The sequence below is a fragment of the Amycolatopsis kentuckyensis genome (genome assembly GCF_002155975.1).
Lineage (GTDB): Bacteria > Actinomycetota > Actinomycetes > Mycobacteriales > Pseudonocardiaceae > Amycolatopsis > Amycolatopsis kentuckyensis.
Genome location: NZ_MUMI01000407.1, coordinates 23,082 through 35,550, shown reverse-complemented (window position 1 = coordinate 35,550; position 12,469 = coordinate 23,082). Strand labels below are relative to the sequence as shown.

General features: G+C 75.6%; 3 protein-coding genes. All 3 read right to left on the bottom strand.

Annotated elements, in window-relative coordinates:
- On the bottom strand, window positions 1–4,775 hold a 4,775-nt coding region (locus CCN39_RS33730), incomplete at its 3' end, for a non-ribosomal peptide synthetase (protein ID WP_086848921.1).
- Window positions 4,772–9,757: a non-ribosomal peptide synthetase gene (locus CCN39_RS33725; RefSeq protein WP_158104571.1), complete on the bottom strand. Its 4,986-nt coding sequence runs from the start codon at window positions 9,755–9,757 to the stop codon at window positions 4,772–4,774. The genes CCN39_RS33725 and CCN39_RS33730, both read right to left, overlap by 4 nt.
- A 149-nt stretch (window positions 9,758–9,906) precedes the next feature.
- A complete protein-coding gene (locus CCN39_RS52635) occupies window positions 9,907–12,363 on the bottom strand; it encodes an ATP-binding protein (RefSeq protein ID WP_086848916.1) in 2,457 nt (818 codons plus the stop codon).
- Window positions 12,364–12,469: the final 106 nt, after the last annotated feature.

Genomic DNA, 12,469 nt, shown 5'->3' with positions numbered 1-12,469 from the left:
GCCGACGCGCCGCCGTAGGGCACGCAGATCAAGGTCAGCTCCGACGTCCCCGGGGCCGAGAGCCGGTGCAGCATGCCGCCGGTTTCCTCGCCCGCGTCGAGGTAGGCGGCCAGCTCCCGGACCGTCGGGTGCAGGAAGAGGTCGATGACCCGCAGCCGCTCGTCGATCTTGCGGACCGCCCGGACCGCGGTGAACGAATGCCCGCCCAAGGCGAAGAAGTCGTCGTCGGCGCCGACCCGTGGCACGCCGAGGACCTCGGCCCACACCGAAGCCACGCGCTGTTCGGACGGCGTCGCCGGGACCCCGCCGCCCTTCTTCTCCGGGACCGCAGTCGGTGCCGGCGGGGAAGTCGCGTCGATCGTGACCACGGCGTCCACATCGGACAGCAGGTCGGCGAGCAGGTGCCGGAAGTCCGCCACCAGGCGCTCGGCCGTGCGAGCGTCGAACAGGTCGGTCCGGTAGGCGAGTTCGCCCAGGTAGCTGTCGCCTTCGTTGACCAGCACCATGCTCAGGTCGAACTTCACCCGCTCGGCCGCGGTGCCCAGTGCGGTGACCTCCAGTCCCGGGATCCGGGGCTCGGCCGCGGGCTCGTCGAGGACGTTGAGCAGCACCTGGAACAGCGGCGTCGCCGCCATCGTCCGGTCCGGCCGCAGCCGCTCGATGATCTGCTCCAGCGGTGTCTCGGCGTGCGCGAACGCGCCGAGCACGGTCTCCCGGACCCGCCCGATCAGCTCCCGCACCGTCGGGTCGCCGGCGAGGTCGGTGCGCAGCACGAGGGTGTTCACGAAACACCCGACCGTGGACTCGACGTCCGGGTGGTGCCGTCCCGATTCCGGTACGCCGACCGCGACGTCGTCGGTGCCCGCGAGCCGGCCGAGCAGCACCTGCCAGCACGCGAGGACGACCATGAACGGTGTCGCCCCCACCTCGCCGGCGACCCGCCGGATCGCGGCGGTCAGCGAGGCGTCGAGCGTGTACCGCACGTGCCCGCCGGACCAGTCGGCCACCGGCGGCCGGGGATGGTCGGTGGGCAGGGCGAGCAGCGGGGGCAGTCCGGCCAGGCGGTCGCACCACCAGTCGAGGTCCTCGGTACGCCGGCGGACGGCCAGCCACGCGGCGTAGTCCGCGTACTGGACGGGGGCCGGTGGCAGCGTCCGGCCCGCGTAGGCGGCGGCCAGCTCGGCGCCGATGATGCCCCGCGACCAGTTGTCCGTCGCGATGTGGTGGACGGTGATCGCCAGGACGTGGTCGTCGGGAGCGACGCGGAACAGCGTGGCCCGCATGGGAGGTTCCCGGTCGAGAGCGAACGGACGGTCCACTTCGGACACCCAGGGCTCGCCGCCGGAAGTGTCCACGAAGGACACCGGAACGGAGTCCAGCGGCACGGCCACGGGGGTGCCGTCGCGCTCCTCGATCACGCTGCGCAGGACCACGTGCCGGGCCGCGACCTCCCGGACCGCCCGCAGCATCGCCTCGGCGTCCAGCGGGCCGCGCAGGCGCAGCACCATGCCCCGGTTGTAGGCCGGGCCCGGCTCCAGCAGGTCCAGGAACCACAGCCGGGCCTGCGCCGAGGACAGCGGCGCGGGCGCCTCCGGGTCGGGCCGCACCGGGATGGGCGCGCCACCGGACACGCCGGCGGCGGCGGACTCCAGCGCGGCGGCCAGATCCGCCAGCACCGGGTGTTCGAACACCGTGCGCACGGCGACGTCACGGCGCAGCGCCTCGCTCAGCCGCCCGGCCACGCGGACCGCGGCGAAGGACTGGCCGCCGACGGCGAAGAAGTCGTCGTCGGCCCCGACGACGGCCACGTCGAGGACGTCGGCCCAGATCCGGGCCACGAGCCGTTCCGCCGGGGTCGCGACCGGCCGCCGCACCGCGGGCGCCGGGGCGGCCGCGTCCGGCAGCGCGGCCCGGTCGATCTTGCCGTTGGCGTTGAGCGGCAACCGGTCCAGGACCGTCAGCGACGACGGCACCAGGTAGTCCGGCAGGCGCTCGCGCAGGGTCCGGCGCACGGCGGCGACGTCGAGTGCCGTGCCGGGTGCGGGCACCAGCCAGGCGGCGAGCCGCCGGTCGAGGCCTTCGCCGACCGGCAGCGCGACGGCTTCCGCGACCCCGGGAACGTCCCGCAACGCGGCGGCGACCTCGCCGAGCTCGACGCGGTGGCCGCGCACCTTCACCTGGTCGTCGGCCCGGCCGCGGAACTCGACGGTGCCGTCGGCGCGCACTCGCAGCACGTCCCCGCTGCGGAAGCAGCGCACGCCGGTGCCGAGGGGGTCGGGTTGGAACCGGGCGGCGGTCTGCGCGTCGTCGCCGAGGTAGCCGCGGGTGATCTGCGGCCCGCCGATGAGCAGCTCGCCGGGCACGCCCGGCGGCACGACCGCCCCGGTGTGGTCGACGAGGTGGCCGACCACACCGGGCAGCGGTGTCCCGAGGGGCACGTACCCGGCCCGCTCGTGGCCGGGGATGGTGGCCACGTCGCAGGTCAGGGAGATCATCGTGCTCTCGGTGTGCCCGTAATGACTCTGCACCCGCAGCCCGGGGCGGGCCTCGTGGACGCGCTCGACGAGCGACCACGGGCACGCCTCCCCGGCCAGGATCAGCAGCCGCCGCGGCAGCACCGCCGCGAGGTCGCCGTGCCGCGCCAGCAGTTCGAGGTGGCTGGGGACGCACTTGAGCACGTCCACCGGGTGCTCGGCGACGTAGGCGGCGTACGCCTCCGGGTCCATCGCGGTGTCCCGCTCGACCAGGTGCACCGTCCCGCCGGTGGTCAGCGCGCCGTACACACCGGTCAGGCCGAAGTCCGCGGCCGGCGTGGAGACCACCGCGAACGACGCGCCCGCGACGTCGCCGAGGCGCGGCAGCATGCCCGCCAGGTAGTGGGCGACGTTGCGGTGCTCGACCGCGACCCCCTTGGGCGCCCCGGTCGAGCCCGACGTGAAGATCACGTGGATGAGGTGGCCGCCTTCGATCGCGACGTCCGGCCGGGTCCGCGGCTGCCCCGCGACGGCGTCGCCGACAGTCAGGACGGTCACGCCGGGAAGGTCGGTGGACAGGCCCGGCTCCGCCAGCAGGATCCGGGCCTCCGCGGTGCCGAGGATCGCGGCCACCCGCGCGGCCGGGTACGTCGTGTCCATCGGCAGGTACGCCCCGCCCGCCTTCATGATGCCGAGCACCGCGCAGGCGACGTCGGTGCCCTGCTCGAGGAGGATCCCGACCGGCTCGTCCGCGGTCACGCCCAGCGCCCGCAGCCGGTGGGCCAGCATGTTCGCGCGTTCGTCGAGCTCGCGGTAGGTCAGCGCGCCGGTCGCGCCGACGACGGCGACCGCGTCCGGGCACCGGTCGACCGTCCGCTCGATGAGCACGGGCACCGGGACGAGCTCGGTCTCCTCGGGTGCCGGCCCGGCCAGCACCGGGCCGGTCACCGCTTCGAGCGGAACGTCGGCGACCGGCCGGTCGAGGTCGGCGGTGACGCCGTCGAGCAGGGCCACGAACCAGCGGCCGAGCCGCTCGGCCGTGCCGGTGTCGAACAGGTCGGTGCGGAACGCCAGCCCGCCGCGGTAGCCACCGTCCACCCGGGACAGCGCGAGGCTGAGGTCGAACTTGACCCCGCGCACCGGCGTCGGCCGGACCCGTACGGCGAGGCCGGGCAGCGCGGGCTCGCCCGGCGGCTCGTCGAGGACGTTCAGCATCACCTGGAACACCGGCGACGCATCGAGGCTCCGCTTCGGCGCGAGGCGTTCGACGATCCGCTCGAACGTGACGCCGGGGTGCGCGAAGGCGTCGAGCACGGTGTCCCGGGCGGCGGCGAGCAGGGTGCGCCCGGTGGTGACGCCGGACAGGTCGGTGCGCAGCACCAGCGTCTCGACGAAACAGCCGACGACGCGATCGGCCTCCGGTCCCCGCCCCGATCCGGGCACCCCGACGGCGATGTCGCCGGTCCCGGCCAGCCGCGCCAGCAGCGACTGCCAGCAGGCCAGCAGCACCACGAACGGCGTGCAGCCGGTCGCCCGGCCGATCTCGTCCAGCCGCGCGGTCAGTTCGGGGGACACCGCGACGGCGACCTCGGCGCCGCGGTCGGCGGCCACGACCGGGCGGGGCCGGTCGGTCGGCAGCTCCAGCACGGGCGCCAGCCCGGCCAGCCGCTCGCACCACCAGTCCAAGTCGTCGTCGGGCCGCGTCGAGGCGACGTCGGCGTACTGGCGGGCCGGCGGTTCGGGGGCGGGGCGCGCGCCGAGCCGGGCCGCATAGCAGGCGGCGAGGTCGTCGAGGACCACGGTGGTGGACGCCGCGTCCATGGCGATGTGGTGGAACGTCAGCGCGAGGACGTGGTGGTCCGCGGCGAGCCGGAACAGCGTGGCCCGCATCGGCGGCTCGCCGGCCAGGGCGAACGGCTTCTCGGCCTCCGCGGCGAGCGCGGCCGCCAGCTCGCCGGCCGTGACGTCCACGGTGGACACCGGGACGTCGGCCGCCGGGACCGGACAGGCCCGGGGTTCACCGTCGATCTCCCGGTAGACGCTGCGCAGGACGGTGTGCCGGTCCGCGACGTCGCGGACCGCCGCGAGCAAGGCCTCGGTGTCGGCCGCTCCGGTCAGCTCCAGCGCGACCGGGATGTGGTAGGCGTGCCCGGCGGGTTCGAACCGGGACAGGAACCACAACCGGGCCTGGGCCGGGGAAAGCTTCGCCGGCCCGGAGGTGGTCGCGCGCAGGGCCGCGGCGGCCCGGCTTTCCAGCATCTCCCGCACGCGCTGGGCGGGGGTGAGCACCGACTCGGTCATGCCGTGCCTCCGGTCGGGACGGCGTCGAGGGCCGCCAGGGCGAGGGTGTCCAGCCCGGCCGCGAAGTCGCGCAGCACGGGCCGGTCGAGCAGGGTGGCGGCCGGGATCGCGAACCCGAGGGCGGCGCCGAGGCGGCCGGTGGCCTCGGCCGCCTGCCGGGGTGTTCCGCCGAGGGCCCGGAAGTCGTCGAGCGCCCCGATTCCGGTGCGGCCGAGCACGTCCGCCCAGACGGCCGCCACGAGTTCCTCGATGGCGCCGTCCGGCCGAACCCGCTCGGACGCGGCATCGCCCAGCCGGGCGGTGAAGTCGGCGAGCACCGGGTGGTCGAACAGGGTCCGGACGGTGATCCGGCGGCCCAGCCGCTGCTGCAGCAGCCCGACCACCCGCGTCGCCGCCAGTGACCGGCCGCCGAGGGCGAAGAAGTCGCTGTCCGGGCCGAGCTCGCCGGCCTCCAGGCACGACCGCCAGACTTCGGCGACCACCGCCTGGGCCGGGGTCAGCGGCGCGGCGGCCACCGGCGCGGCCGCCGGGATCGGTGCGAGTGCCCGCCGGTCGAGCTTTCCGTTGGGCAGCACGGGCAGCGCGTCCAGGGTGGCCCACCGGCTCGGCACCATGTACCCGGGCAGCAGCCGCCGCACCTGCCGCTCGGCGGCCATCGCGTCGGCCGAGGCGGGCGTGAGATAGCCGGCGAGGTAGGTGTCCGCGACCACCGTCACCGCGGCGTCGGCCACTCCCGGCAGTGCGCGCAGGACCGCCTCGACCTCGCCGAGCTCGAACCGGTTGCCGCGGACCTTGACCTGGTCGTCGGCCCGGCCGAGGAACTCGAGCGTGCCGTCCGGGCGCCACCGGACCAGGTCGCCGGTGCGGTACCAGCCGCCGGTGAACGCCGCCGCCGTCAGTTCCGGCCGCCCGCGGTAGCCGCGGGCGACACCGGCGCCGCCGATCCACAGCTCACCGATCGCTCCGGGCGGAGCCACGCGGCCGGCCTCGTCCCGCACCGAGAGGCGCGTTCCCGGAGTCGGTGCGCCCAGCGGGACGGAGGCGTCGGTGACGCGGTGCGCGGTCGCCGCGACCGTCGTCTCGGTGGGCCCGTAGCCGTTCCACAGCTCGCCGACCAGCGGAAGCACCCGGGCGGCGAGTTCGGCGTCGAGCACCTCGCCGCCCAGCAGCAGCCGCAGCGCGCGATCGCCGGACCAGCCGGCGGCCAGCAGCATCCGCAGGCTGGTGGGGGTCAAGTCGGCGACGGTGACCCCGGTCTTGGTGAGCCACTGCGCGAGCTGGTGCCCGTCGACGGCGGTGTCGCGGTCGGCGACGACGCACCGCGCACCGGCCGCCAGGGGCCACCACAGTTCCTCGGCCGACACGTCGAAGGCGAGCGGCGCGATCGCGGCCATCGCGTCAGCACGCCGCAGGCCGTGACTCAGACTCCGGGACCGGACGAAGGCGTGCAGGTTCGCGTGGGTGACTTCGACGCCCTTCGGCCGTCCCGTCGACCCCGAAGTGGACAGCACGTAGGCGAGGGCGTCGCCGCTCGGCACGGTCAGCTCCGCGGGCGGGGCGGCGGCGTCGAAGTCGGCGTCGGCCAGGCCCGCGCCCGGGATCGCCGCGACGACCTCCGCCGCGGTGTCCCGGGCGAGGCCCCGGGTGAGGACGACCCGCACCCCGGCCTCGGTCCCGACTTGGACCAGCCGCCGCGCCGGCTGGTCCAAGTCGAGCGGCAGGTAGGCCGCTCCGGCCCGCCACACCCCCAGTAGGGCGGCGGGCAGGAGTTCGTCGCGCGGCAGGCAGACCCCGACCGCGTCACCCGGCCGGACACCGGCCGCGACCAGGGTGCGGCCGACCCCGTCGGCGTGGCGGACCAGCTCGGCGTAGGTCAGCTGTCCGTCCATGGTGGACACCGCGACCGCGTCCGGGGTCAGCTCGGCGTGCCGCAGCACCGCCTCCGGCACGCTCGCCACGTCGGCTTCCGGCAGCTCGGCGCCCGTTCCCCAGTTCTCCAGCAGCGCGCGCTCTTCGGCCGTGAGCAAGTCCAGAGTGGACAACAGAGCGTCCGGTGTGGACAGCGCGGCGCGGAGAACGTGGTGCAGGGACCGGGTGAACCACTGCGCGCGGGCGGGGGAGAACAGGGCCGGGTCGTGCTCGACCACCAGGTCGGCGCCGTCGACGTGCTCGTTGACGAACACCGTCAGCGGCGTGTGGCTGCCGCCGGTGGGCAGCTCGCCGAGCAGGTCGAGGCGGACCCCGGGCCCGGGCACCGACACCGGCAGCCCGGCCGGCTGGACCGCGAGCGACACGGGGGTGAGCGGCATCCCGGCGGGGCGGTCGCCGCCCCACAGCCGGGTCAGCTCGCCGCTGGGCAGGCCGCGGTGGTCGATCGCCCGGGCCGTCGTGGTCATGGCCGCGCGCAGCAGGTCGCGGAACGTCATGTCCGCCGAGAGCCGCAGCCGGACCGGGAGCACGTCGACCAGCGGCCCGACGGTGTGCTCGACCTCCGGCCGGTCCCGCTGGGCCGCGGCCGTCCCGAGCAGGACGTCCGAGGTGCGCCCGAGTGCGCCGACCAGGACACCGAGCGCCGCCAGGTACACCGCGAACGGCGTGACGCCGGCCGACTCGGCGAGCGCGCGGACCGACGAGCGCAGGGCAGCGGGCAGCGGGCTGCTGATCCGTTCGCCGAGGAACCGGTGGCCGGCGCGGTCGAATAGGGCGTCCGGCGGGGTGGCCCCGGCCAGCTCGCGAGCCCAGTACCGCTCCCGGTCCGCCGCGGCGGGGGCCCGTTCACGCAGGGCGAGGTCACCGACCTGCGCCGGGGTGCCGTCCGGCACGACGCCGGCGAGTTCCGCCATGAGGACGCCGATCGAGACGCCGTCGGTGGCGCTGTGATCGGAGACGACGACCAGCTCGGTGCCGTCGTCGGCCAGCCGGAGCGCGGTGATCCGCAGCAACGGCGTTTCGGCGGACAGGTCGAAGGCGTGCCGGGCCGCGGCGGCCGCGAGCTCGTCCGCGCGGCCCCCGGAACGCAGGTCGTGCACCTCGATCGGCACCGGGGCCGGTTCGCCGACGACCACGACCGGTTCGCCGTCGCGCTCCTGGATCGTCCCGCGCAGCGCGTGGTGGCGGACCACCACGGCGTCCGCCGCCGCCTGCAGCGCCGCCACGGAAAACGGGCCGTGCCACCGCAACCGCCACGCGGCCGTCGTCGCGGTCCCCGTCGCCCCGAGCTGCGCGAGAGTCCACAGGTCGCGTTGCGTGTTGGTCAGGGGATAGACGACCCGCCCGGGATCGTGGACCGGCACCGCGTCCGGTTCGAGCGGGGCGGCCGTGTCCAGCCGCCGCGCGACGGCCGCCACCGTGCCGTCGGCCAGGAACTCCGCCAGCGTCAGCTCGCGCCGCGCCTCGTCCCGCAGCCGCGCGACCGCCCGCGCCGCGGCGAGCGAGTGCCCGCCCGAATCGCTGAACCGGTCCCGCACGCCGATCTCCGGCAGCCCGAACACCGCCGCGACGACGGAAGCCACCAGGTGCTCGGTGGGCGTACCGGGAGCGACGTACCCGGTCGCGTCGTCGCGGCCGAACACCCACGCCGCCAGCGCGGCCCGGTCCGCCTTCCCGGTCGTGCCCAGCGGAATCGCGTCGAGCACCGCGATCCGCGACGGAACCAGGTGCCCCGGCAGCCGGGCCCGCAGCCAGTCCCGCAGTTCCGCCTCGGTGAGCGGCGCACCCGCCGGCTCGGCGAACCCGACCAGCCGCCGTTCCCCGGAGGAGTCGGCCGGCGCGAGCACGACGGCGTTGCCGACCCCCGGGTGCGTCAGCAGTGCCGCCTGCACCTGCCCGGGCTCGACGCGGAACCCGCGCACCTTGACCTGGTCGTCGGCGCGCCCGGTGAAGAAGTACCGCCCGCCGTCGCGCCGGACCAGGTCACCGGTGCGGTAGTGCCGGACTCCGGCGTCGTCGACGACGTACTTGCGCGCGGTCAGCTCCGGCTGCCCGAGGTAGCCCCGGGTCACCAGCGTGCCGCTCACCCACAGCTCGCCCACTTCGCCGTCGCCGAGTGGCCGGCCGCCGTCGTCGCGCACGGAGAAGCCCGCACCCGGCAGCGGCGTGCCGATCGGCGGGTCGGCCCGCTCGTCGCGGCCGACCTCGTGGCTCGAGCAGTTCACGGTGACCTCGGTCGGGCCGTAGCAGTTGACGATCCGGCGGACGCCGGTGTTGCGGTACAGGCGGTCGACCAGCGACCGGCTCAGCGCCTCACCGGCGATGGCCACGGTCCGCACCGACGCCGGCAGCGGCGTCCTGGCCAGCACCGCGAGCACCGACGGCACGCCCTGCACGAACGTCACCTCGTCGCGGGCCGCCAGCCCGGGCAGGGCCAGCAGGTTCTCGGCCAGGATGACGCTGCCGCCGGTGACCAGCGGCGGGAACAGCTCGGCGACCGAGGCGTCGAAGCAGACGGAGGCGGCGCCGAGCACGCCGCGCAGTTCGTCGTCGGAGTACGTGCCCGCCGCCCAGCGCAGCAACGCCAGCACGTTGCGGTGCTCCACCTCGACCCCCTTGGGACGGCCGGTGGAGCCGGAGGTGTAGATGACGTAGGCGAGGTCGGTCCCGGCGCCCGCGACGCCGGGGGAGGAGGTCCGCGTCCGGTCGATGTCGCCGACGGCGAGCGCGCCGGGGCCCGGATCGTCGGCCACCACCAGGGACAGGCCCGAGTCCTCGACGATCGCGGCGATCGACGCGGCCGGCGCGGCCGGGTCGAGCGGCACGTACGCGCACCCGGCCTTCAGCACGCCCAGCAGCACCGGCACCAGCCACGGCCCGCGGTGCAGGCGGACGCCGACCAGGTCACCGCGCCGCAGCCCCCGGCCGAGGAGCGCGTTGGCCACCGCGTTGGCCGCCTGGTCCAGTTCGGTGTAGCTCAGCCGGTGCTCGCCGGCGACGACCGCGCAGCGGTGCGGTGTCCTGTCCCTCTGCGCCTCGAAGGCGTCGTTCACCCGATCAGCAATACCGAGATCTGCCCGCAACCCGCCGAACCTTCCCACCCAGTAGGTCCGTACGGACCTGCCGCGATTGAATCGGTGCCGGACCGGCGGGGTCCATGAACAACGGACCGGAACTTCCGGGCGCGGAAGTTCCGGTCGGGCTACTCCGAGTGGGTGTCGTCGGCCTTGATGCCCATCGCCTCGTACAGCGAACGCGCTCGCTGCCGGTACGGCCGGCCTTTGTCGGTTTCGCCCGCGTCCTCGTAGGTCCCGGCGATCCCTTCGAGCGCGCGGGCTTCTTCGTACTGCTCGTGGGTGGCCTGGGCGAGGTCCCGGGCGCGCAAGTAGTGCTCCAGGGCCGCGGCCCGGTCACCGCCGGCGCGCGCGTTGTCGCCGAGGCCGTTGTGCGCCAGTGTCTCGAGCGGGCGGATGCCGGTGGCCGCGGCGATGCGGAGCGCCTCCTCCAGGAACCGGCTCGCCTCGGCCGGCGGGGTGCCCAGGTGCGGGTGCACGAGCCCGAGGTAGACCAGCGCGTAGCCCTCGGCCTCCCGGTGCCCTTCGGCGCGGCTGACCGACAGCGACCGGTCGAGGTGGTCGCGGGCCTCCTCGTAGCGGCCCAGCGCGCGGTAGACGTCCCCGAGGTTGTGCAGGCAGATCGCTTCGCTGGCCCGGTCGCCGATCGCCTCGGCGATGGTCAGCTGCCGGTGGTAGGTCCCGAGCGCGGCGTCGAACCGGCCCAGGCGTTCCTGGACGAAGCCGAGGTTGCCGTAGGTGCGTCCCTCGGCGAGGGTGTCGCCCGTCTCGCGGGTCAGGGTGACGGCCCGGCCGAGCTGGTACGCCGCTTCGTCGTACCGGCCCAGCTGGGCGAACACCGTGCCGAGCGTGGTCGTGGCGCGCGCGGTCATGGCCGGGGTTCCTTCGAAGCCGAGGGAATCGGTGAGGTGCTCGACCGCTTCGTCGTACCGGCCGACCCTGGCGCAGATCGCGGCGACGTCGACCAGGGCCTGCTGTGCGCCGACGGAGTCCCCGGCGGCGCGGGCCTCGGCGAGCGCGAAGCCGTGCAACCTGCGCGAAGCGTCGTAGTGGCCGTGCACCCGCAGCGCCTGCCACAGCAGCGTCGACAGGTCACGGGCGTAGGCCGTGCCGCCCGTCGCCGCGGACAGTTCGGCGAACCCGAGCAGGGTGGGCAGTTCGGTGGCCAGCCAGGCCGCGGCGTCGTCGGCGCCGGCGAAACCCGCCGGGACCGCGGTGACGTCGGTGAGCAGCGGACGGCGATAGGGATCGCGCGGCGCGATCGCGTCCGCCGCGGCGGCGGCCCCGGCCAGATAGTGCCCGGCGAGCCGCCCGAGCGCAGCGGACCGCCGCTCGTCCCCGGCGGCGAGGCTGCGCGCGTAGTCGCGGACCAGGTCGTGGAACTCGTACCGGCCGTCGGCCCGGTGCTCCAGCAGGTGCCCGGACACGAGCACCCGCAGGCGCCGCCGGGCCTCCGGAACCTCCTCGGCCAGCAACGCGGCCACCGCGTCCGCCGCCCAGTGCGGTCCGGGGTGCAGCCCGAGCAGCCGCAACGCCGAAGCGACGTCTCCGGGCAGCGCCTCGTACGACCACGACAGCACGGCAGGCAGCGACGTGCGCGCTTCCTCCGTGGTCAAGGCGTCGAGCCGGTCGCCGGCCGACCGCATCGCCGCCGCGACCTCCGCCAGGCCCCGGTCGTGGGCCAGCCGTTCCCCGACGATCCGCAGCGCCAGCGGCAGCCCGCTGCAGCCGGACACGACGTCGGCGAGGGCGGCCCGGTCGGCGGCGGGCCCGCCGCCCCCGAGCCGGTCGAGCAGCGACAGCGACTCCCGGTCGTCCAGCGGCGGCACCGGCACCCGGTGGGCGTCGTCGCTGACGGCCAGGCCGTGCAGCATCGCGCGGCTGGTCACCACCACCACGCACCCGGCGTGCCCCGGCAGCAGCGGCCGGACCTGGTCGGCCGAGCGCGCGTTGTCCAGCAGCAGGAGGACGGACCGGGTGGCCAGGACACTGCGCAGCAACGCGGACCGCCCGTCGAGGTCCGCCGGGACGTCGGCGGCGGGCACGCCGAGCGCCTGCAGGAACGAGCGCAGCACGTCGCCCGGTTCGGCCGGCGCGCCGGGACCGTAGCCGCGCAGGTTCGCGAACAGCTGGCCGTCGGGGAAGTCCGGCCGGGCGGCCTGCGCCCAGTGCACGGCCAGCGACGTCTTGCCGACCCCGCCCATCCCTTCGAGCACCGCGACGACCACCCCGCGGTCGCGGCGCGCGCTCAAGGCGTCCAGCGTGGCGATTTCCCGGTGCCGCCCGGTGAAGGCGGTGCTGCCCGCGGGCAGCTGGGCCGGCACCGAGACCGGGTGCGGGGCGCTCGCCGGTTCGGGCGCGTCGGGGGAATAGTGCAGCACGAACCGGCGGACCTGGTCGTCCCGCAGCCCGAGCCCCCGGGCCAGCGCTTCCAGCGAACTGCGCCGCGGCCGGGCGACCCGGCCCCGTTCGATGTTGCTGATCCCCCGCACGGTCAGCCCGGTGCGTTCGGCGAGGTCCTCCTGCGTGAGACCGGCGACCCGCCGCAGTTCGCCCAGCAGGTTCGGGTCCGGCTGACTGTCCATGCGGCATGGTATTCCGGCTTCCCTTGCCGGTACGGCGAAACGGTGATCATCACCGTCCGCAGCCCGTCCGGTACGCGCGGTCCCGGGTTTCGCGCCACGAGGCCGT

Coding starts and splice junctions, on each gene's coding strand:
- CCN39_RS52635 (WP_086848916.1), bottom strand. CDS start 12,363: ATGGACAGTCAGCCGGACCCGAACCTGCTGGGCGAACTGCGGCGGGTC.